Source organism: Streptomyces sp. NRRL S-1022 (assembly GCF_000720135.1).
Taxonomy (GTDB): domain Bacteria; phylum Actinomycetota; class Actinomycetes; order Streptomycetales; family Streptomycetaceae; genus Streptomyces.
On record NZ_JOIU01000008.1, the window covers coordinates 165,275 to 186,483 of the forward strand.

A 21,209-nucleotide genomic window follows, 5' to 3' on the forward strand; every position below is an offset into this window, starting at 1 on the left:
GCCGCGCCCTCGTGGTCGTTGCCGGTCGTCGCTGGTCGCCCCAGGCCGCCGCCGGCCGCCGTCTGACGGCCCGGAGACGGCCCAGCCCAGGCGGCTCGGCACAGTCGCCAGTCCTCAAGCGACTTACCGGCACGGCCTCCTACCGTTGGGCGGCGCCGCTCATCCCGGTCGACACGCGGCGGTCGCGGATGTGGCTGGGCACCTGGGTCCAGCGGGGCGTGGCCTACGCGCGCACGTGTGCCGGGCTGTCGGCGTTCGTCTCGTGACGGTCCCGGCCAGGCAACATCTCCTTTCGGACACCAAAAGGCAACTCCGGTCACACACAGGCGACACAACCGCTTACAGTGCTCCAGGACACCGACTTTTGAACGTGTTCAACGGGTTGGAGACAGAGGGGGATCCGCGCCATGCGCAAGGGCGTCAAAGCGGGCGTCATAGCCGGAGTGTGCGTCACGCTGCTGGGCGGGGCCGGTTACGGGCTCTACAACGTCGCGTCCGCGCTGAACGGCGACGGCGGCCCGGGAGGCGCGGCGCCCGTGCGAACGGGTCCGCCCAGCGGTTCCGAGGTGAAGGAGGCCACCGGCGCCTTCTTCGCCGCCTGGCAGAAGGGCGACGCGGCGACCGCGGCCTCGTACACGAACTTCCCCGAGTCGGCCCGGCAGTTGCTGACGGCCTACTCGGGTGACGCGCACATCGGGAAGGTGCGGATCACGCCCGGCCCGGCCACCGGGGACACCGTGCCGTTCACCGTGCGGGCGACGGTGTCTTACCACGGCGCGTCCCGCCCGCTGTCGTACCGCAGCACGCTGACCGTCGTCCGCGGCGAGACCTCGCACCGCGCGCTGGTCGACTGGCAGCCCTCCGTGGTCCACCCGCGCCTGCGCAAGGGGGACACGCTCACGACCGGCGAGTCGGCCGCCCCCGAGATCGAGCCCGTGGACCGCGACGGCAGGGTGCTCACCCGGGTGAAGTACCCGTCCCTCGGCCCGATCCTGGACGAACTGCGCAAGCGGTACGGCGACAAGACCGGCGGCCGGCCCGGCGTGGAACTGGTGATCCGCCATCAGGCGGCCGCCGACGGCAGCCAGGCCGCGGACACCCCGCTGGCGACCCTCGCCAAGGGCAAGCCCGGCAGGCTCCCGACGACGCTCAGCGCGAGCGCCCAGGCGGCGGCCGAGAAGGCCGTGGAGAAGTACCCCGACTCCTCCGTCGTGGCCGTCAAGCCGAGCACCGGCGAGATCCTGGCCGTCGCCAACAACCGCAACGACGGCTTCGACGCGGCCCTCCTCGGTGAGCGCGCCCCCGGTTCCACCATGAAGATCATCAGCGCGGCGACCCTCATCGACAACGGCCTGACCAAGGCGAACGGACCGGCGCCCTGCCCGCCGTCGGCCGTCTGGCAGAGCCAGACCTTCCAGAACCTCAAGGGCCTGGCGCCGGACGAGCACGCCACCCTCGCCGACAGCTTCGCCCGCTCCTGCAACACGGCGTTCGTGAAGTTCGCGGACGAGGTGAAGGTCGACTCCCTCACCCGGGAGGCCGAGGAGCGCTTCGGGCTCGGGCGCAACGACTGGCAGGCCGGCGTACCGACGTTCGACGGCCGGGTGCCCGCCTCGGGCGGCCCGGACACCGCGGCCAACCTGATCGGCCAGGGCCAGGTGCAGATGAGCCCGCTGAACATGGCCTCCGTCACGGCGACCGCGAAGACCGGCGCCTTCCACCAGCCCCTGATCGTGCCGCTGAAGCTGGACGACCGGGAACCGGCACGCGCGCGCGGGCTCTCCCCGGGCACGGCCCAGCAGCTGCGCGCCCTGATGAACCGCACCGCGCGCAGTGGCACCGCGGCGGGCGTGATGGCCGGACTGCGCGGCGACGTCGGCGCGAAGACCGGGTCGGCCGAGGTCGACGGGGAGGCCAGGTCGGACAGCTGGTTCACCGGCTACCGGGACGACGTGGCGGCGGCGGCCATGGTCCAGGACGGCGGTCACGGCGTCGACGCGGCCGGGCCGATTGTCGCAAGCGTGCTACGGAACGCGGGCTGAGATCACCCGTGGAGACGGGGACTTTAAGGTGAATGCCGTCGTTGGGGAATGTGAGGGGCGTACGGGGACCCTGGGGAAAGGTGCGGAGGAACTGAGGCTGTGGGCAAGAGAAGGCGCGTCGCCGAGCGGCGCAAGACCCGGCCCGCCGTACTCGGCGGAATGATCGCCGTGGTGGTCGGCGGCGCCGGGTTCGGCGTCTACGCGCTGTACGGCGGGGCCGCGGCCGACGAGCGGACCGGTGCCACGGCCGGCCACAGGGCCGTCCCGTCCGGCCCCCTCACCGCGGCCGAGATCCGCACGGCCTCCACCCGTTTCCTCACCGCCTGGCAGCACGGCAGGGTCACCGCGGCGGCGGCCGCCACCGACGACCCCGCCGCCGCCGGCACCCTGCTCACCGGCTACACCAAGGACGCCCGTCTGAAGGACGTCACGCTCACCCCGGGGACGGCGAAGGGCACCGAGGTGCCGTTCACGGTGAAGGCGACGGTGGCCTACCACAAGCTCAGCAAGCCGCTGTCCTACGGCACTTCGCTCACCGTGGTGCGCCGCGCGAGCGACGGCAGACCGCTGGTCGACTGGCACTCCGCCGTGGTCCACCCCGACCTCAGGGACGGCGACACGCTCGTGACCGGCGAGTCCGGCACCCCGCCGGTCAGGGCGCTGGACCGCGACGGCGGCGAGATCACGGCCGCCCGGTACCCGTCGCTGGGCACGGTGCTGGACGGGCTGCGGGAGAAGTACGGCAAGAAGGCGGGCGGCACGGCGGGCGTCGAGCTGCGCGTGGTGCGCGGCAAGGCGGCCAAGGCGGCCAAGCTCTCCGACAAGACCCTGGTGGAGCTGAGCGAGGGCACTCCGGGCACCGTGCGGACGACGCTCAGCCCCGCCCTCCAGGCCGCCGCCGAGCAGCAGGTGGCGAAGCGCGCGCGGGCCTCGGTGGTCGCCCTGCGGCCCTCGACGGGGGAGATCCTCGCGGTCGCCAACAGCGGGCACGGCTTCAACACCGCCTTCCAGGGCTCCCTGGCGCCCGGCTCCACCATGAAGGTCATCACGTCGTCGCTGCTGATCGACAAGGGCCTGGCCGCCGCGGACAAGAAGCACCCCTGCCCGAAGACGGTCACCTACGGCGGCTGGAAGTTCCACAACGACGACGACTTCGAGATCAAGGGCGGCACCTTCAAGGCGAGCTTCGCCCGGTCCTGCAACACCGCGTTCATCAGCCAGGCGAAGAAGCTGGCGGACGACGACCTGACCAGGCAGGCCCAGCAGGTCTTCGGGCTGTCGATGAACAACTGGGCGATCGGGGTGCCCACCTTCGACGGCTCGGTGCCGGTGCAGTCGGCGGCGCAGATGGCGGCCTCGCTGATCGGCCAGGGCGGGGTGCGCATGAACCCGCTGAACATGGCCTCGGTGGCGGCGACCGTGAAGTCGGGCAGCTTCCACCAGCCGTACCTGGTGTCGCCGTCCGTGGACCACCGCACGCTGGCCACGGCTTCCCGCAGGCTGTCGGGCAGGACGCTGTCCCAGCTGCGCGAGCTGATGCGGTACACGGCCGCGTACGGCACCGCCGCGGAGGCGATGTCGGGGCTCGGCCCGGACTACGGCGCGAAGACCGGCTCGGCGGAGGTCGACGGGCAGAAGAAGCCGAACGGCTGGTTCACCGCCTACCGGGGCGACCTCGCCGCCGCCGGCGTGGTCCAGGCGGGCGGGCACGGCGGCGACACGGCCGGACCGATCGTGGCGAAGCTGCTGAAGCTCGGGGGCTGATCAGCCGCGCACGGGTTCGACGGTGTACGTCCGGCGCAGGAACCGGACCAGCGCCTTCGATTCGAACTGCACCACTTCGACGCCGTGGTCGGTGTGGAACTCGACCACGGCCTGGACGCGCCCGCAGGGCCACACCCGGACGTCGCCGCTCGCGGCCGGTGTCCGCAGTCCGCGTTCGAGGAGCGCGCGGGAGAAGGTCCACTCGTGCGGTCCGGGCAGGCCCACGCGGACCGACCGGGGATCGGCGTCGGGGTCGTACCGGAGTACGACGGGCACGGCCCCTGGATCGTCCTCGTCCGTGACGATATGAGCGCGCGCGTACTGCTCGACTACAGACATCGGACCGCCCTCTCACGCACCGTGACGTATGCGAAAGCTGTGCATCCGCTTTCCATCAAGCGTCGCACACTTTCCGGTGCACGCCCGATGAGGAACGAGACCACATCTCTCTTGCAAGGAGTTCGCAACAAGGGCCTAAAATCATCTGGTGCATGTACCTGACGGATTCATCGACGCGCCCACCTCCGCCGTCACCGGGGTGGTCGCCGCCGGCGCCCTCGCGGTGAGCCTGCGCGGCGCCCGCCGCGAACTCGACGAGCGCACGGCCCCGCTGGCGGGCCTGGTGGCGGCGTTCATCTTCGCCGTGCAGATGCTGAACTTCCCGGTCGCGGCCGGGACCAGCGGCCACCTCCTGGGCGGGGCCCTCGCCGCGATACTCGTCGGCCCCTGCACAGCCGTCCTGTGTGTGTCGGTCGTGCTGCTCATGCAGGGCGTGCTGTTCGCCGACGGCGGGCTGACCGCGCTCGGCGTGAACATCACCGACATGGCGATCGTCACGACGGTCGTCTCCTACGCCGTCTTCCGCGGCCTGCTCGCCGTGCTGCCCCGCAAGCGGCGCACGGTGACCGTCGCCTCCTTCGTCGCCGCGCTGGTGTCCGTGCCGGCCGCCGCGGTCGCCTTCACGCTGATCTACGCGGTCGGCGGCACCACCGACGTCTCCATCGGCAAGGTCGCCACCGCGATGATCGGCGTGCACGTGCTGATCGGCATCGGCGAGGCGGTCATCACCGCGCTCACGGTCGGCGCCGTCATCGCCGTACGCCCGGACCTGGTGCACGGCGCGCGCGGGCTGCGGCAGCGGCTCCGGCTGCGGGTGAACGGCGAACTGGTGGACGCGCCCGCGCCCACGGCGCCCGTGGCGGCGCGCACCTCGCGGCGCACGCTGTGGATCACCGGTCTGGTCACCTCCCTGGTCCTCGCCGGCTTCGTCAGCTTCTACGCCTCGGCCAGCCCCGACGGTCTGGAGAAGGTCGCGCACGACAAGGGCATCGACAAGAAGGCGGAGAAGCACGTCTCGGCCGACTCGCCGCTCGCCGACTACGGCGTGCGGGACATCGCCGACGCCCGGCTGTCCGGCGGCCTCGCCGGTGTGATCGGGGTCGGCGTCACCGTCGTCGCGGGCAGCGCGGTGTTCTGGGCCCTGCGGCGGCGGCGTGCCGACGACGTGTCCCCCGCGAGCACCGGCGTCTGACGTGGGAGCGGGACACGCGCACCGGCTCTACCGGCACGGGCACTCGCCCGTGCACGGCCTGCCGCCGCACACCAAGCTCGCCGCGGTCTTCCTGTTCGTGGTGGTCGTGGTGTCGACCCCGCGCGAGGCGATGTGGGCGTTCGCCCTGTACGCCGTGCTGCTCGCGTCCGTGGCGTACCTCGCGCGCGTGCCCGCCGGCTTCCTGCTCAGGCGGCTGCTGATCGAGGTGCCGTTCGTCGCGTTCGCGGTGCTCATGCCGTTCGTGGCGGAGGGCGAGCGGGTGCACGTCCTGGGGCTCTCGCTGAGCGTCAACGGACTGTGGGGCGCCTGGAACGTGCTCGCCAAGGGCACCCTCGGCGTCGCCGCCTCCGTGCTGCTGGCCGCCACCACCGAGCTGCGCGAGCTGCTGCTCGGGCTGCAGCGGCTGAAGCTGCCGCCGCTGCTCGTGCAGATCGCGTCCTTCATGATCCGCTACGGCGACGTCATCACCGACGAGATGCGCCGGATGCGGATCGCCCGGGAGTCGCGCGGCTTCGAGGCGAAGGGCGTGCGGCACTGGGGCGTGCTCGCCAAGTCCGCCGGCGCGCTGTTCATCCGCTCCTACGAGCGCGGGGAGCGCGTGCACCTGGCCATGGTGAGCCGGGGGTACGCCGGCGCGATGCCGGTCATCGACGAGGTGACCGCCTCGCGCGCGCAGTGGTCGTACGCCCTCGCCCTCCCCTGTGCCGCCCTCGTCGTCTGTCTGCTGGGATGGATGCTGTGACAGCTTCTCTGGAGGTCTCCGGCCTCGCCTTCGCCTACCCCGACGGCCACCAGGCCCTGTTCGGGGTGGACTTCTCGATCGCGCGCGGCGAACGGGTCGCCCTGCTCGGCCCGAACGGCGCCGGCAAGACGACCCTGGTGCTGCATCTCAACGGCATCCTGGGCGGCGGCACCGGCACGGTGACCGTCGCCGGACTGCCGGTCGGCAAGCGGCACATGGCGGCGATCCGGCAGAAGGTCGGCATCGTCTTCCAGGATCCGGACGACCAGTTGTTCATGCCGACCGTGCGCGAGGACGTGGCGTTCGGTCCGGCCGCCGCCGGGATCCGGGGGGCCGAGCTGGAGGAGCGGGTGCGCACCGCGCTGGAGCGGGTCGGGATGCAGGACTTCGCCGGCCGGCCGCCGCACCACCTGTCCTTCGGCCAGCGCCGCCGGGTCGCCGTGGCCACGGTGCTCGCCATGGAGCCGGAGATCCTGGTCCTGGACGAGCCGTCCTCCAACCTGGACCCGGCCTCCCGCCGGGAGCTCGCCGACATCCTGCGCTCCCTGGACGTCACGGTCCTCATGGTCACGCACGACCTGCCGTACGCCCTGGAGCTGTGCCCGCGCTCGCTGATCCTGAGCGACGGGGTGATCGCGGCGGACGGCCCGACGGCCGCGCTGCTGTCCGACGAGGAGCTGATGCGGGCGCACCGGCTGGAGCTGCCGTTCGGCTTCGACCCGAAGTCCGTGACAATGGGCGCGTGACGAACGAGGACGCCGCCGCCGAGGGCTCGCTGCTGCTGGACGACCAGCTGTGCTTCGCGCTGTACGCGGCGCAGCGCGCCGTGACCGCCGCGTACCGCCCGCTGCTGGACGACCTCGGGCTCACCTACCCGCAGTACCTGGTGCTGCTGGTGCTGTGGGAGCGCGGGCAGACCAGCGTGAAGGAGCTGGGGCGGGCCCTGCGGCTGGACTACGGCACGGTCTCGCCGTTGCTGAAGCGGCTGGAGGGGGCGGGGCTGGTGCACAGGGAGCGCGCGCGGGGCGACGAGCGCTCGGTGCTCGTGGCGTGCACCGGGCGCGGCGAGGAACTCAGGGAGCGCGCCGCGCGCGTACCCGGCGCCCTGCTGACGACGACGGGGCTCGGCGCGCGGGAGATCGCACGGCTGCGCGAGGAGCTGTGGCGGCTGACCGAGCGCGCCGACGAGGCGGCCGACCGGTACTGAGCACGGGTCACCCCCGGTTGCCACCCCGGCGTCCCGGGCTTACCTACCGGCAAGTACCTTGTGCACGATGTACTTGTGAGCCACTTGTTCCGGGGGAGGCCGGCCATGACCGAGGCAACCGCTGTCGACACCCGTCCGACGAAGATCATGTACGTCGCCGAGGCCACCGCCCACGGTGGCCGGGACGGCTATGTGACCAGCCAGGACGGCCGGATCGAGCTGAAGGTCGCGATGCCCCCGGAGCTGGGCGGCCACGGCGACGGCACCAACCCGGAGCAGCTCTTCGCGGCCGGTTACAGCTCCTGCTTCCACAACGCGCTGATCCTGGTCGGCAACCGCGAGGGGTACGACCTGACCGGCTCCACCGTGGCCGCGAAGGTCGGCATCGGCCCGAACAAGCACCGCGGCTACGGCCTCGCGGTCGCCCTGAGCGTCTCCCTGCCGGTCCTGGACCCCGAGGTGGCGACCCGGCTGGTGGACGCGGCGCACGAGGTGTGCCCGTACTCGAACGCGACACGCGGCAACATCGACGTAACGATTCTGCTCGGCTGATCCCACCGAGGAATCGCAGGCGCGCGGCCCACGTTGCACCCACTGTCGCAGGCGATCGTGCAGGCATTCGGAAGGGACGGCGGGCGTGGACGTGAACGGCACTGTGGCCGAGGGCTTCGAGCCGGTCAGGGAGGCGTTCGCCGCGAACTTCGCGCTGCTCGGCGAGCGCGGCGCGGCCGTCGCCGTCTACCGCGACGGACACCGGGTCGTGGACCTGTGGGCCGGCACGGCGGACGTGGACGGCACGGCCCCCTGGCAGCCCGGCACCGCCCAGATCGTGCGCTCGGCCACCAAGGGCGTCGCCGCCGCCGCGCTGCTGCTCCTGCACCAGCGCGGCGAGCTGGACCTGGACGCCCCGGTCGGCACGTACTGGCCGGAGTACAAGACGGCCGGCAAGGAGCACACGCGCGTCCGGGACCTGCTCGCGCACCGCGCGGGCGTGCCCGTGCTGGACCGCCCGCTGACCCCCGCCGAGGCCGCCGACCCCGATCTCGGTGCCGCGGCCGTCGCCGCGCAGGCCCCGGTGTGGGAGCCGGGCACCGACCACGGCTATCACGCCCAGACCTACAGCTGGCTCACCGGCGAACTGCTGCGCAGGGTCACCGGCCGCCCGGTCGGCGAGTGGATCGCACAGGAGGTCGCCGGGCCGGCCGGGGCGGACCTGTGGCTCGGCCTGCCGCAGACGCAGCGGGGGCGCGCGGGCCGCGTCGGTCCGGTGGACGCCCCGGAGAGCGCCGGCGGGCTGAAGACCCGCCCCAAGCGCGCGGTCGCCGAGGCCTACGCCGATCCGGAGTCCCTGACCCGGCGCGCCTTCGCCGCGATCACCCCGCTCCCCGACGAGAACGACCCCGCCTACCGCGCCGCCGCCCTGCCCGCCTCCAACGGCATCGCCACGGCCGGCGGACTGGCCCGCTTCTACGCCTCGCTCATCGGCGAAGTGGACGGCGGCACCCGGCTGTTCACCCCGGAAACCGTGGCACTGGCCCGCGCTGAGCAGTCCGCCGGGCCGGACCGGGTGCTGGTGGTGGGCACCCGGTTCGGCCTCGGGTACATGCTGCACGGCGCCGCGTCCCCGCTGCTCTCCCCCGGCTCCTTCGGTCACCCCGGCCGCGGCGGCGCCCTCGGCTTCGCCGACCCGGAGTCGGGCATCGCCTTCGGCTACGTCACCAACGGCTTCCGGCAGAGCGTCACGGCGGATCCGAGGGCGCAGGCGCTGGTGCGGGCGGTGCGCACGGCGCTCGCCTGAGCCGCCGGCGCCCCGGGCGCACGCCGGGTCCGGGTCAGACGTGGATCGGGTGCGAGGTCCGCCCGGACGCCGAGTCGATCTCCTCGTGGGCCTTCGTCAGCAGCTGCATGGCCAGTTCGTTCAGGGCGCGGGCGCCGGCGATCTCCTCCCCGACCCGGGGCTGGTTCGAGTCGATGCTGTGCCGGCTGGCGCGGCCGTGGGCCCGCACCTCCGAGCCGTCGGGCAAGCGCACCAGCGCCGCCGCGCGCGTGTGCTGATCGTCCTCCATGAACTCCATCTCGATGTGCCATCCGACAGTGGTGTGCATCATGACGGACACCTCCCAGAACTCGCTGTTTCCAGGGTGCGCCTCGCCACCCGGCCCGTCATGTCGGCGCCGGGCGTCAACCGGCGCGCAGCATCAGCCCGATGCCCACGACCACCAGGGCCGCCGCCGCGATCCGCGGGGCGCCGAAGCGCTCCTTGAAGAACAGGGCGCCGATGGCCGCGCCGACGATGATGGACGACTCGCGCAGGGCGGCGATCGGGGCGAGCGCGGCACGGGTCTGGGCCCACAGCACCAGGGCGTAGGCGGCGACGGACAGGGCGGCGCCGAGCAGGCCGAGGGCGGCGTACGGCCGCAGCAGCCGTACCGTGCCGGCCCGCGCGCGTGCGTACAGGAAGGCGGGCAGCACCGAGCCCTGGAGGACCATCAGCCAGGCGATGTACCCGAGGGACGTCCCCGAGGCCCGTACGCCCAGGCCGTCGACGACCGTGTACACCGCGATGGTCGCACCGGTCGCCAGGGCCGCGCCGATCGCCGCCCAGTCCGGCCGCTTCCCGCGCAGCCCCCACAGGCTGACGCCGGTCAGGCCCAGGCAGGACACGACGATGCCGGCGCTCGCCCAGACGCCGGGCACCTCGTGCGCGAAGACGGCGGCGAGCAGCGTGACGACGAGCGGGGCGCTGCCGCGCGCGATGGGGTACGCCTGCCCGAAGTCGCCCAGCCGGAACGAGGTCATCAGCAGGGCGTAGTAGGCGATGTGCACGGCCGCCGAGGCGCACAGGTAGGGCCAGGCGGGCCCGGCGGGGAGCGCCGTGAACGGGGTGATCGCGAGCCCGATCAGCAGTCCGCCGCCGGAGATGAGGGCGAAGCCGACGAGCTTGTCGGTGATGCGGTGCGCGATGGCGTTCCAGCTGGCGTGGGTGACGGCGGCGAACAGCACGGCCGCCGCGACCAGGGGCGTCACGCGGACTGCTCGCGCACGTCCACCAGCGTGGCGCCCGCGTGGGCGACCAGTTCCTCCGGCCCGATCGGGAAGACGGTGTACGGCGTGCCGGCCGCCGCCCACACCACGTCGTGCGCGAGCAGCGACCGGTCGGCGAGGACACGGGTGCGCGTGCGGTGCCCGAAGGGCGGTACGCCGCCGATGGCGTACCCGGTGGTCTCGCGGACCACGCCGGCGTCGGCGCGGGTGACCTCGCCGGCGTCCAGTTCCCGCCGTACCCGCTCGACGTCCACCCGGGAGGCGCCGTCCATGAGGACCAGCACCGGGACCCCGTCGGCGGCGAAGACCAGCGACTTGCAGATCCGGCTCGGCTCGCACCCGATCGCGGCGGCGGCCTCGGCCGCGGTCCGGGTCGCCTCCGGGAAGCTCCGGACCCGGGCGAGCACCTCCCCCAGTCCCGACTCCTCCAGCGCGGCGGCGAAACGAGGGTGCGCGGTCGTCGTCATGGGCGCACGCTAGCGGGTCACTGCGTGGCGTACGAAACGAATTCCGGCCGGGCGACAGGGGCGGCCCGGGGACGGAGGAAGCCGGTGAGGGTGCAGCCCCGTCCCCACGGGCACCCTCACCGGCGGCTCCTGCCGTCAGGAGCGGTACGTCAGGTGCGTACCAGCTCCTTCTCCGCGCCGGGGTCCGCGGTGCGCAGCCCCTCGCCCTCGACGTCGACGTTGGGCAGCGCGCGGTCCAGCCACTTCGGCAGCCACCAGGCCCGCTGGCCGAGCAGCGCGAGGACCGCCGGGACGATGGCCATGCGGACGAGGAACGCGTCGAAGAAGACGGCGATCGCGAGGCCGAAACCGATCATCTTGACCATCGACTCGCTGGAGCCGATGAAGCCGGAGAAGACGGCGATCATGATGACGGCGGCGGCGGTGACGACCCGGGCGCCGTGCCGGAAGCCGGTCACGACCGCCTGGCCGGGCTTCTCGCCGTGGACGTACGCCTCCCGCATCCGGGTCACGAGGAACACCTCGTAGTCCATCGCGAGGCCGAAGACGACACCCACCATGAAGATCGGCATCATCGACATCACCGGGCCGGTCTGCTCGACGTTCATCAGGCCGGACAGCCAGCCCCACTGGAAGACCGCGACGACGGCGCCGAGCGCGGCCATCACCGACAGCAGGAAGCCGAGGGCCGCCTTCAGCGGGACCAGCACCGAGCGGAAGACCACGATCAGCAGCAGGAAGGCCAGGCCGACCACCAGGGCGAGGTACGGCAGCAGCGCGTCGTTCAGCTTCTGCGAGACGTCGATGTTCATCGCCGTGGAGCCGGTGACCAGGACCGTGGAGCCGGTGTCCCGGGCGATGTCCGCGCCCTTGTCGCGGATGGCGTGCACCAGGTCCTCGGTGGTCGCCGAGGACGGCTTGGACCTGGGCACGACGGTGATCGTCGCGGTGTCGCCGGCCTTGTTGGGCGTGGCCGGAGTGACGGTGACGACGTCCTTCAGGCCCTTGATCTCGTCGCCGACCTTGCCGAACGCGGCCTTGGGGTCGGTGCTGTCCTTGGCGTCGACGACGACCATCAGGGGGCCGTTGAAGCCGGGGCCGAAGCCCTCGGACAGCAGGTCGTAGGCGCGGCGCTGGGTGGTGGAGACCGGCTGGGAGCCGTCGTCGGGCAGGCCCAGCTCCAGGGAGGCGGCCGGGATCGCCGCCGCGCCGAGGCCGATCACGCCGAGCAGGAGGACGGCGACCGGGCGGCGGACGACGAAGCTGGCCCAGCGGGTGCCCATGTTGGGGCGGCCGGGGTTCTTCGGGGTACGGCCGCCGCCGAGCAGCTTGCTCTTCTCGCCGGCCGGCTTGACCTTGCGGCCGGCGTAGCCGAGCAGCGCCGGTATCAGGGTCAGGGCGATGAGGACGGCGATGGCGACCGTGCCCGCGGCCGCGATGCCCATCTTGGTCAGCATCGGGATGTTGACGACGGACAGGCCGACCAGGGCGATGACGACGGTCAGGCCGGCGAAGACCACCGCCGAGCCCGCCGTGCCGACCGCGCGGCCGGCGGCGTCCTCGCGCTCACGGCCCTCGGCGAGTTCGGCGCGGTAGCGGGACACGATGAACAGGGCGTAGTCGATGCCGACGGCGAGGCCGATCATCGAGGCGAGGGTGGAGGTGGTGGAGCCCAGGTCCAGGGCGTTGGCCAGCGCGGTGATCGTGGAGACGCCGATGCCGACCCCGATGAGGGCGGTGAGCAGCGGGAATCCGGCCGCGAGCAGCGAGCCGAAGGTGATGACCAGGACGACGGCGGCGACCGCGATGCCGATGATCTCGCTGGAGCCGGTCTCGGGCGTCGCGTTCAGCGCGTCACCGCCGACCTCGACGGTCAGCCCGGCGTCCCGCGCGTGCTGCGCGGCCGCCTTCAGGGCGTCCCGGGAGGAGTCCTCCAGCTCCATGCCGGAGACCTTGTACTTCACCGAGGCGTAGGCGATGGTGCCGTGCTTGCCGACGGCGTGCCCGGTGTAGGGGTCGGCGACCGAGGCGACCTCGGAGCCGCTTCCCAGTTCCTTGACGGTCTTCTCGACGGCCGCCTTGTTGACGGCGTCCGTCATCTTCTCGCCCTTCGGGGCCTTGAAGACGACCCGGGCGGTGGCGCCGTCGGCGCTCATCCCGGGGAAGCGCTGTTCCAGCAGGTCGAAGGCCTTCTGGGCCTCGGTGCCGGGGACGGAGAAGGACGTGTTGCCGGCAGCCGGCGCGGAGGCGGCGCCCACCCCGGCGAGGGTGAGCAACGCGACCCATATGAGGGCGACGAAGTGCCGTCGCCGGAAGGCGAGGCGGCCGATTTTGTAGAGGAACGTGGCCACGGAGGCGTACTCCCGGTCAGGTCGTTGGGTTCAGCTGGGCAGGGGCGATCAGCCCGACGACGTGAGCGGTGACGTCAGGTGGTGGGCTTTGCTGGGGAAGGGCGTGGATCAGGAGGTGGGGACGCCGAGGGCGGGGAGGACCACGGCGTCGATGTACGAAAGGAGGAAGTCCTGCGTCGGCGGCTGCTCGTCGATCATGGTGCGGGCGGCGAACCCGCCGATCATCATGTGCATCACGAACCCGATCGCGGGGTTGTCCGCACGGACCTCGCCCCGGTCGATCGCGCGTTGCAGCACGCGGTGGAACTCCGCCATCTCCGGCTCGATGAGGTGCTCCCGGAAGGCCTTGAGCAGGTCCGGGTTGCCGTGCACCGCCATGGCCAGGCCCCGCATCAGCGCGGAGCTCTGTTCCATCTCGCAGTCGTCCGCACGCATGGTGAGCGCGTGCAGATCGCCCTTGAGCGAGCCGGTGTCGACGTCGGCGGCCCGGCCCGGCTTGTTGTGCCGGACGGCCTTGGCGACCAGTTCGGCCTTGCCGCCCCACTGGCGGTAGAGCGTGGCCTTGCTGGACCGGGTGCGGGCGGCCACGGCGTCCATGGTCAGGGCGTCGTAGCCGACCTCCCGGAGCAGGTCGAGCACGGCGTCGTACAGCTCGGCCTCGCGCTCGGGCGTGATCCGGCTGCGCCGTGCCGTGGCAGTGGCTTCGGTCATGCCAGTCACCTTCCCGCTCCGGCGTCGTCCTCGTACACCACTGAAGATACCCCGCGGCCGTACCAAACGAAACCGTTTCGTACGTGTGGTGGGTCACGAAGGTGAAGACCCCATAAGAAGCCCCCACGAGTTGCTGGGGCCCTTTGACCGGAAAAGCATGGGGAGGTGAGCTATCTGCGCTTTCCCCACCTCAGCGGTGACCTGCTGTGCTTCGTCGCCGAGGACGACCTCTGGCTGGCTCCCCTCGACAGCCCCGGCCGCGCCTGGCGGCTCACCGCCGACCGCACCAAGACCGGTCACCCGCGCTTCGCCCCCGACGGCCACCGCATCGCCTACACCAGCTGGCACAGCCTCGTCCCCGAGATCCACCTCACGGACGTCGACGGCGGCCCCGAGCGGCAGCTGACCTACTGGGGCAGCACCGACACCCAGGTCCGCGGCTGGACCCCGGAGAGCGACATCCTGGCCGTCGCCTCCCACGGGCAGCCCTTCTCCCACTTCACCTGGGCCTACAAGGTGCCCGCCGACGGCGACCCGGGCGGCCGGCTGCCCTGGGGCCCGGTCGCCGACATCCAGGTCGCCGACATCGACGGCGAGCACAGGACCCTCCTGCTCACCGGCACCCCGCCGCACGAACCGGCCTCCTGGAAGCGGTACCGCGGCGGCGCCACGGGCCGGCTGTGGCTGCACGGGCAGCGCCTCCTGCCCGACCTCGACGGCCATCTGGCCTGCCCGCTGTTCGTCGCCGGCCGGATCGCGTTCCTCTCCGACCACGAGGGCGTCGGCAACCTCTACTCCTGCGCCTACGACGGCACCGACCTGCGCCGCCACACCGACCACGACGCCTTCTACGCCCGGCACGCAGCCGGCGACGGCGAGCGGGTCGTCTACCAGTGCGCGGGCGACCTGTGGCTGGTGGACGACTTCTCCCCGGCCGGCACCCCGCGCAGGCTCGACGTCCGGCTCGCCGGCCCGCGCACCGGCCGCCGCCCCCACCAGGTGCCGGCCGCGCAGAACATCGACGGCATCTCCGTGGACGACACCGGCCGGGCCAGCGCGGTCGTCGTCCGCGGCAGCCTGTACTGGCTCACCCACCGCGACGGCCCGGCCCGTACGATCACCGAGACGCCCGGCGTCCGGGTACGGCTGCCGGAGATGCTGGGCTCCACCGGACAGATCGCCTACGTCACCGACGCCGAGGGCGAGGACGCCGTCGAGATCGCCCACCTCCCCCGCGCCTCCGGCGCCCGCGCACCCCGCCGCCCGGCCTCCGGCGACCTGGGCCGGGTCCTGGAACTGGCCTCCGACCCCCGCGGCGAACGCCTGGCCGTCGCCTCCCACGACGGCCGGCTGCTGCTGATCGACGTCACGGAGGAGGGCCCGGAGGAGACCACGGAGGAGAGCGAGGAAGGCGAGGACGCGGGCGAGGCGGCATCCGCCGCCGCCGGCCCGCCCGGGAAGATCACCGAACTGATCCGGTCCGTCAACGGCCCGGTCCGCGACCTCGCCTTCTCCCCCGACGGCTCCTGGATCGCCTGGTCCCACCCCGGCATCGGCCGCACCCTGCGCCAGATCAAGCTCGCCCGCATCAAGGACCGGCTGATCGTGGACGTGACGAACGGCCGCTTCGAGGACGAGAACCCGGTCTTCACCCGCGACGGCCGCTACCTCGCCTTCCTCTCCTGGCGCGGCTTCGACCCGGTCTACGACGTGCACACCGGCGACCTGTCCTTCCCGCTCGGCTGCCGCCCCTACCTCGTCCCGCTCTCCTCGGCCACCCCCTCCCCCTTCGCCCTCAACCCCGAGGGCCGCCCGGCCGCCGGCGGTCTCGACCCGCTGGAGGACGAGGAGACCGGCGAGGCCGGCGCGGTGACGGTCGAGGTCGAGGGCCTGGCGAGCCGCGTCACCCCGTTCCCGGTCGTCGCCTCCAAGTACTCGGCGCTGCACCCGGTGGCGGGCGGCGGCCTGGTCTGGCTGCGCTGGCCGATCTCCGGCGCGCTCGGCGAGACCTTCGCCAATCCGGCCGACATCAGCGGCCGCCCCACCCTGGAGTACTTCAACCTCACCAAGGCGAAGAAGTCCGAACTGGTCGACCACCTGGACTGGTTCGCGGTGAGCGGCGACGGCACCCGGCTGGTCGTCGTGGACGAGGGCGAGCTGCGCGCGGTGCCCTCGGCCGAGATCGGTGACGCCGACTCGACCGTCTGGATCGACGTACGCCGCATCCTGCACGAGGCCGACCCGCCCGCCGAGTGGCGCCAGGCCTACGACGAGGCCGGGCGGCTGATCCGCGCCTACTTCTGGGACCCGGGCATGTGCGGCATCGACTGGGACGCGGTGCTCGACCAGTACCGCCCCCTGGTCGCACGGGTCGCCTCCCCCGACGAGTTCGCCGACCTGCTCCGCGAGGTCCTCGGCGAACTGGGCACCTCGCACGCCTACGTCACCGCCGCCCGCCGCAACGAGGGCCCGCCCCACTACCAGCGCTGGCAGGGCCTCCTCGGCGCCAACTTCGTCCACCGCGACGGCCGCTGGGTGGTCAAACGGATCCTGGCCGGCGACTCCTCCGACTCCAAGGCCCGCTCACCGCTGGCCGGCACGGGCATCCGCGAGGGCGCCGTCCTCACCCACGTCGACGGCCGCCCGGTCGACCCGGTCACCGGCCCCTACCCGCTGCTCGCCGGATCGGGCGGTACGACCGTGGAGCTGACCTTCCTGCCCGGCGAGGGCGAGACCGGGCACGCCCGGCGGGTCGCCGTCGTCCCGCTCATCGACGAACGGCCGCTGCGCTACCAGGACTGGGTGGCCAAACGCCGCGAGGTGGTCCGGGAGCTGAGCGACGGCAAGTGCGGTTACCTGCACATCCCCGACATGGGCGGCTCCGGCTGGGCCCAGTTCAACCGCGACCTGCGCATGGAGGTGTCCCGGCCCGCGCTGATCGTGGACGTACGCGGCAACGCGGGCGGGCACATCAGCGAACTCGTCATCGAGAAGCTGACCCGGAAGATCGTGGGCTGGGACCTGACCCGGGACGCGCAACCGGTGTCGTACACCTCCAACGCCCCGCGCGGCCCGGTGGTGGCCCTGGCCGACGAGGCGACCTCGTCCGACGGCGACATGATCACGGCCGCCTTCAAGCTGCTGAAGCTCGGCCCGGTCGTCGGCCAGCGCACCTGGGGCGGGGTCGTCGGCATGACCGGCCGGCACCGCCTCGGCGACGGCACGGTCATCACCGTCCCGATGAACGCGGCCTGGTTCGACGCCTACGGCTGGTCCGTGGAGAACCGGGGCGTCACCCCCGACCTGGAGATCGTGCGCACCCCCCTCGACTGGGCGGAGGGCCGCCACGCCCAGCTGGCCGACGCGGTGGAACTCGCCCTGGAACTCCTGGACTCCCACCCGGCCGCGGTCCCCCCGGACCTCAGCGACACCCCCGACAGATCCCGCCCGAAACTGCCCCCAAGGGCAACGTGAGAACAAGGGGCCGGTTAGAAAAGGAACGCAGGGCGCCCCCCGAAACAGGGGGCGCCCCACGTCAACCGGCCAAAGCCGAGCGCAGCAGTTACGCGTCGTAGTCCCGGTCGTACCGGTCCTCCATCTGCTGCTCTGTGTCCTCGATGTCACGGTGGTTCTGGCCGCCCCGCTCGGGCGGCTGCTGGCCCGGACGGCCCGGACGGCCCGGCTGGCCCGACTGGCCCGACTGGCCCTCGCGGCCCTGCTGACCGCGCTGGCCGATCTTCTCACGGCCCTGGTCCATCTTCTCCTTGGCCTGGCGCGACTTGTCCTGGAACTGGTCCTTCATACCCATGTGGGTTCACTCCCGTGATGAGTGCGGGTCCGGCCCCCGGTGGGGCCTCGACCAGATTCACACGGGCGAACACGCCCTGCATGTCGATCAGTTACGGTCCGTAGTCTGCGCCGCCTCGTCGGCCGCCCCACCTGCGCCGACGAGCCCCGAACGCATCCCCTGCAGACGCGGCGCGAACCGCTTCATCTCGCGCTGCCCGACCGCCCCGATGAGCGCCGGCAGATAGCCGCGCACCCCCTGCATGCCACGCAGCCACCACTGCCCGTACACGTGCGCGGAGCGCCGCTCGATCCCGGCGACGAGCCGGTCCACCGTCGGACCCAGCGGGTACGTCTTGTTCGCCGGCCACGTCAGCCGCTGCCGCAGCTCCCGCATCACGTCGTCCTGGTCGGCGCCGCGCACCATGTCGGTGTCGGTCCACGACAGGTACGCCACGCCGACGCGCACGCCCTGGTAGCCGACCTCGGCACGCAGACTGTGCGCGTACGCCTCCACGCCCGACTTGGACGCGCAGTACGCCGTCATCATCGGCGCCGGCGTGATCGCGGCGAGCGAGGCGACCTGGAGCAGATAGCCGCGGCTCTCGACCAGCACCGGCAGGAACGCGCGCGCGGTGACCGCCGAACCGATCAGGTTCACCTCGATCACCCGCCGCCAGGCCTGCGGATCGGACTCGATGAACGGACCGCCGGTCGCCACACCGGCGTTGGCGACCACGATGTCGACCTTCCCGAACCGCGCCTTCACCTCCTCGGCGACCCGGCTCATCGCCTCGTGGTCGGTGACGTCGGCGTACCAGTGGGCGCTGTCGCTGTGCAGGCGCGAGGAGACCTCCTTGAGCGCCTCCTCCTCCAGGCCGACCAGCGCGACCTTCGCGCCGCGCGCGGAGAGCTTGCGCGCCAGCAGCTCACCGACACCGCGCGCCGCTCCGGTGACGACGGCGACCTGCCCTTCGAGGCTGACCCTGCTCATGCGCCCTCCTTGATCTGGTTGGTCTGGTTGATCTGGTCGGTCTGCGCGGGGATGGGTTTCCGCCCGGGGGCGGCCCCCGTCACGTACGCGCCGACGAGTTCCCGGATCCGGGCGGTGACCAGCTCCGGCGCCTCGACGGGGGTCATGTGGCCGACGCCGGGCAGCTCGGTCAGCCCGACACAGTCCGGCAGCGCGGCCGCCAGCGCCCGGGCGTGCACGAGGGGCGTGAGCCGGTCGTCCGTGCCCTGCACCACCGCGGTCGGCACGCGCAACTCCCGCACCTCGTGGTCCAGATCGAGCGCCGAGAGGACGGCCGACCAGGCGTGGCGCACGGCGCGCGGACAGGAGTGCACGATCCGCGCGCACGCCTCCACCATGTGCGGGGCGGAACCGGCCCCCATCGTGGCGTACTTGAGGATCCTCTTCGCCACCGGCGTGACCGGCCCCAGCGGAGCGCGTGAGCCGAGGACGCGCCCGGTGAGCCAGGTGCGGACGCGCCCGGCGCGCAACGGCACCACGAGCGCCTCCGCGACCAGCCGCGAACTGCCGGTGCTGCACAGCAGGACGGCGGCGGCGTGCTCCTCGAAGCGGGGCCGCCCCGCCGCGGCCATGACCGTCATGGCGCCCATGGAGTGGCCGACGACGAGCGCCTTCTCCCCGGGCGCGAGCGTCTGCGCCAGCACCGCTTCGAGATCGTCCGCCAGCGCACCGGTCGTGCACGCGGGGCTCGCGGGACTGCGCCCGTGCCCCCTCTGGTCGTAGGCGATCACCCGGTGGCCGGTGGCCAGGTCCCGGATCTGCGCCGCCCAGAAGGCCGTCGAGCAGGTCCAGCCGTGGGCGAGGACCACCGGGGGCGCGCCCTCGGGGCCGTGCACCTCGACGTGCAGCCGCGCGCCGTCGGCGGAGACGGCGGTGAGGGTGCGGGACGGGACGGGCGGGGCGTAGGGGCCGCTGGTGACGGGGGCGACGGGGCTCATGCGGCGGCCTCGCTCCTGCTCCCGGCAACTACCGCGGGCCTGCGGATCACCTCGTACTCCGCCAGGTCCACGCGCCGGGTCGCGCGCCGGAACTCGGTCGTCGTGCCGGGCCATATGGTGGTGTTGCGACCGCTCGCGTCCAGGTACCAGCTGGTGCAGCCGCCGGTGTTCCACACGGTGCGCTTCATCCGCTCCTGGACCCGGTGGTTCCAGTCCTCGACGGCCGCCGGCCGGGCATCGAGGGCCGTACGGCCTCCCAGGACGTCCAGTTGCCGCAGATAGTCGGCCATGTAGTTCAGCTGGGACTCGATCATCAGGATCATCGAGGAGTTCCCGAGGCCCGTGTTCGGCCCGATGATCGTCATCCAGTTCGGGAACCCGGCCGCCGAGGCACCGCGCAGCGCCTGCATGCCGCTCTTCCAGGACTCCGCGAGCGTGATGCCCTCAGCGCCGACGACCCGCTCGGCGATCGGCATGTCCGTGACGTGGAAGCCCGTACCGAAGATGATCGCGTCGACCTCGGCCTCGGTGCCGTCGGCCGCGACGACCGTCGAGCCGCGGATCTCGCTCAGCCCGCTGGCCACGACGTCCACGTTCGGCCTGGCCAGCGCCGGATAGTAGGTGCTGGACAGCAGGATCCGCTTGCAGCCGATGCGGTAGTCCGGGGTGAGCCTGGCGCGCAGGGCCGGGTCCTTGACCGCGCGGGCCATGTTCCGCTTGGCGAGCCGCTCGACCAGGCCGAGTTCGTCCGGGCGCTTGGTGAACGCCTGCACCTGCAGTTCCCGGATGCCCCACAGCAGGCCGCGCCGGGCCTGGGCGGTGAGGGGCAGCCGCCGGTGCAGCCAGCGCTCCGCACCGCTGATCGCGCGGTCGACGCGGGGCATCACCCAGGGCGGGGTGCGCTGGAAGAGGGTGAGCCGGCCGACCTGCGGCTGGATGGCCGGCACGATCTGGATCGCGGAGGCGCCGGTGCCGACCATGGCGACCCGCTTGCCGCGCAGGTCGTAGTCGTGGTCCCAGCGGGCGGAGTGGAACACCTTGCCCGGGAACGACGCGAGGCCCGGGATCCCGGGGATCTTCGGGTCGGACAGCGGCCCCGTGGCGGAGACCACGACGTCGGCCGACAGCGTCCCGCGCGTGGTCTCGATGTTCCACCGCAGGTTCTCGCCGTCCCAGGTCATCAGCTTGACCTCGGAACCGAGGCGCAGGTGCGGGCGCAGGCCGAAGAGGTCGGTGACGTGCTCCAGGTAGGCGCGGATGTGGCGCTGCCCGGAGAAGGTGCGCGGCCAGTCGGGGTGGGGCGCGAAGGAGAAGGAGTACAGGTGCGAGGGCACGTCGCAGGCACACCCCGGGTAACTGTTGTCCCGCCAGGTGCCGCCGACGCTGTCGGCCCGCTCCAGGACGACGAAGTCGGTGATTCCCTCACGGCGCAGCCGTACGGCGGCCCCCAGACCGCCGAATCCGGATCCGATCACCGCCACCCGTACATGCTCGTGCTCGGCCATCCCGGAGCCTCCACGCATCACCTAGGAACCCTGCCAGTGATTACTGGCGCAATGGGACTGTAGAGC

General features: G+C 72.5%; 19 protein-coding genes. 9 read left to right on the forward strand and 10 right to left on the reverse strand.

The genetic code is table 11. From position 1 onward, the window contains the following. Positions 1-407: 407 nt before the first annotated feature. Together IG05_RS0111215 and IG05_RS0111220 are read left to right on the forward strand one after the other, a co-directional pair. Positions 408-2,042, forward strand: a complete 1,635-nt coding sequence (locus tag IG05_RS0111215; protein WP_030341568.1) for a penicillin-binding transpeptidase domain-containing protein — start codon at positions 408-410, stop codon at positions 2,040-2,042. 99 nt (positions 2,043-2,141) lie between these two features. Then, on the forward strand, positions 2,142-3,806 hold the full coding sequence (locus IG05_RS0111220) for a penicillin-binding transpeptidase domain-containing protein (RefSeq protein WP_030341570.1): 1,665 nt from the start codon (positions 2,142-2,144) through the stop codon (positions 3,804-3,806). Here the strand turns inward: IG05_RS0111220 and IG05_RS0111225 are convergent, their stop codons facing one another. Next, entirely contained in the window at positions 3,807-4,145 is a 339-nt protein-coding gene (locus IG05_RS0111225; protein ID WP_030341571.1) for an SsgA family sporulation/cell division regulator, read from the reverse strand. 148 nt (positions 4,146-4,293) lie between these two features. Here IG05_RS0111225 and IG05_RS0111230 point away from each other — a divergent pair, with 148 nt between their 5' ends. From IG05_RS0111230 to IG05_RS0111255, 6 genes are all read left to right on the forward strand, one after another. Beyond that, the gene (locus IG05_RS0111230; protein ID WP_030341573.1) at positions 4,294-5,337 is read left to right on the forward strand and encodes an energy-coupling factor ABC transporter permease; all 1,044 of its coding nucleotides are present in this window, start codon (positions 4,294-4,296) and stop codon (positions 5,335-5,337) included. 1 nt (position 5,338) lies between these two features. Next, positions 5,339-6,100, forward strand: a complete 762-nt coding sequence (gene cbiQ / locus IG05_RS0111235) for a cobalt ECF transporter T component CbiQ (protein ID WP_030341575.1) — start codon at positions 5,339-5,341, stop codon at positions 6,098-6,100. Continuing rightward, positions 6,088-6,846 carry an energy-coupling factor ABC transporter ATP-binding protein gene (locus IG05_RS0111240; protein WP_030341576.1) on the forward strand — a complete coding sequence of 253 codons (759 nt, stop codon included), beginning with the start codon at positions 6,088-6,090 and terminating at the stop codon, positions 6,844-6,846. The genes cbiQ and IG05_RS0111240 overlap by 13 nt, the downstream gene beginning before the upstream one ends. Then, the gene (locus IG05_RS0111245; protein ID WP_030341578.1) at positions 6,843-7,307 is read left to right on the forward strand and encodes a MarR family winged helix-turn-helix transcriptional regulator; all 465 of its coding nucleotides are present in this window, start codon (positions 6,843-6,845) and stop codon (positions 7,305-7,307) included. The genes IG05_RS0111240 and IG05_RS0111245 overlap by 4 nt, the downstream gene beginning before the upstream one ends. A 105-nt stretch (positions 7,308-7,412) precedes the next feature. After that, positions 7,413-7,859 (forward strand): organic hydroperoxide resistance protein, encoded by a 447-nt coding sequence (locus tag IG05_RS0111250; protein WP_030341580.1) that lies wholly within the window; start codon positions 7,413-7,415, stop codon positions 7,857-7,859. 85 nt (positions 7,860-7,944) lie between these two features. Next, entirely contained in the window at positions 7,945-9,105 is a 1,161-nt protein-coding gene (locus IG05_RS0111255; RefSeq protein WP_030341582.1) for a serine hydrolase domain-containing protein, read from the forward strand. Between the two features lie 34 nt (positions 9,106-9,139). On the opposite strand, the gene IG05_RS0111260 is transcribed toward IG05_RS0111255, so the two are convergent. The 5 genes from IG05_RS0111260 to IG05_RS0111280 form a co-directional block, all read right to left on the reverse strand. Continuing rightward, positions 9,140-9,415, reverse strand: coding sequence for a DUF1876 domain-containing protein (locus IG05_RS0111260; protein WP_030341583.1), 276 nt, complete (start codon positions 9,413-9,415; stop codon positions 9,140-9,142). A 73-nt stretch (positions 9,416-9,488) separates the two neighbouring features. Then, entirely contained in the window at positions 9,489-10,334 is an 846-nt protein-coding gene (locus IG05_RS0111265; RefSeq protein ID WP_030341585.1) for a DMT family transporter, read from the reverse strand. Continuing rightward, a complete protein-coding gene (locus IG05_RS0111270) occupies positions 10,331-10,819 on the reverse strand; it encodes a YbaK/EbsC family protein (RefSeq protein ID WP_030341586.1) in 489 nt (162 codons plus the stop codon). The genes IG05_RS0111265 and IG05_RS0111270 overlap by 4 nt, the downstream gene beginning before the upstream one ends. Positions 10,820-10,968: 149 nt before the next feature. Then, positions 10,969-13,170 carry an MMPL family transporter gene (locus IG05_RS0111275; RefSeq protein WP_030341588.1) on the reverse strand — a complete coding sequence of 734 codons (2,202 nt, stop codon included), beginning with the start codon at positions 13,168-13,170 and terminating at the stop codon, positions 10,969-10,971. 108 nt (positions 13,171-13,278) lie between these two features. After that, positions 13,279-13,881, reverse strand: a complete 603-nt coding sequence (locus IG05_RS0111280) for a TetR/AcrR family transcriptional regulator (RefSeq protein WP_030341589.1) — start codon at positions 13,879-13,881, stop codon at positions 13,279-13,281. 165 nt (positions 13,882-14,046) lie between these two features. Between IG05_RS0111280 and IG05_RS0111285 the strand changes: the two genes are divergently transcribed. Continuing rightward, a complete protein-coding gene (locus IG05_RS0111285; RefSeq protein WP_030341591.1) occupies positions 14,047-17,355 on the forward strand; it encodes a S41 family peptidase in 3,309 nt (1,102 codons plus the stop codon). Between the two features lie 88 nt (positions 17,356-17,443). Here the strand turns inward: IG05_RS0111285 and IG05_RS0111290 are convergent, their stop codons facing one another. From IG05_RS0111290 to IG05_RS0111305, 4 genes are all read right to left on the reverse strand, one after another. Then, complete coding sequence (locus tag IG05_RS0111290) at positions 17,444-17,689, reverse strand: hypothetical protein (RefSeq protein ID WP_030341592.1); 246 nt, start codon at positions 17,687-17,689, stop codon at positions 17,444-17,446. Between the two features lie 87 nt (positions 17,690-17,776). Next, positions 17,777-18,661, reverse strand: a complete 885-nt coding sequence (locus IG05_RS0111295; RefSeq protein ID WP_030341595.1) for an SDR family oxidoreductase — start codon at positions 18,659-18,661, stop codon at positions 17,777-17,779. After that, positions 18,658-19,638 (reverse strand): alpha/beta fold hydrolase, encoded by a 981-nt coding sequence (locus tag IG05_RS0111300; protein ID WP_051789714.1) that lies wholly within the window; start codon positions 19,636-19,638, stop codon positions 18,658-18,660. Before IG05_RS0111300 ends, IG05_RS0111295 begins: the two co-directional genes overlap by 4 nt. Beyond that, a complete protein-coding gene (locus tag IG05_RS0111305; RefSeq protein WP_030341598.1) occupies positions 19,635-21,143 on the reverse strand; it encodes a flavin-containing monooxygenase in 1,509 nt (502 codons plus the stop codon). The genes IG05_RS0111300 and IG05_RS0111305 overlap by 4 nt, the downstream gene beginning before the upstream one ends. Positions 21,144-21,209: the final 66 nt, after the last annotated feature.

Bases quoted from the DNA above. Each gene is read 5' to 3' on its own strand.
- IG05_RS0111215 (WP_030341568.1), top strand. From the start codon at position 408: ATGCGCAAGGGCGTCAAAGCGGGCGTCATAGCCGGAGTGTGCGTCACG.
- IG05_RS0111225 (WP_030341571.1), bottom strand. From the start codon at position 4,145: ATGTCTGTAGTCGAGCAGTACGCGCGCGCTCATATCGTCACGGACGAG.
- IG05_RS0111240 (WP_030341576.1), top strand. From the start codon at position 6,088: ATGGATGCTGTGACAGCTTCTCTGGAGGTCTCCGGCCTCGCCTTCGCC.
- IG05_RS0111250 (WP_030341580.1), top strand. From the start codon at position 7,413: ATGACCGAGGCAACCGCTGTCGACACCCGTCCGACGAAGATCATGTAC.
- IG05_RS0111260 (WP_030341583.1), bottom strand. From the start codon at position 9,415: ATGATGCACACCACTGTCGGATGGCACATCGAGATGGAGTTCATGGAG.
- IG05_RS0111270 (WP_030341586.1), bottom strand. From the start codon at position 10,819: ATGACGACGACCGCGCACCCTCGTTTCGCCGCCGCGCTGGAGGAGTCG.
- IG05_RS0111280 (WP_030341589.1), bottom strand. From the start codon at position 13,881: ATGACCGAAGCCACTGCCACGGCACGGCGCAGCCGGATCACGCCCGAG.
- IG05_RS0111290 (WP_030341592.1), bottom strand. From the start codon at position 17,689: ATGGGTATGAAGGACCAGTTCCAGGACAAGTCGCGCCAGGCCAAGGAG.
- IG05_RS0111295 (WP_030341595.1), bottom strand. From the start codon at position 18,661: ATGAGCAGGGTCAGCCTCGAAGGGCAGGTCGCCGTCGTCACCGGAGCG.
- IG05_RS0111300 (WP_051789714.1), bottom strand. From the start codon at position 19,638: ATGAGCCCCGTCGCCCCCGTCACCAGCGGCCCCTACGCCCCGCCCGTC.
- IG05_RS0111305 (WP_030341598.1), bottom strand. From the start codon at position 21,143: ATGGCCGAGCACGAGCATGTACGGGTGGCGGTGATCGGATCCGGATTC.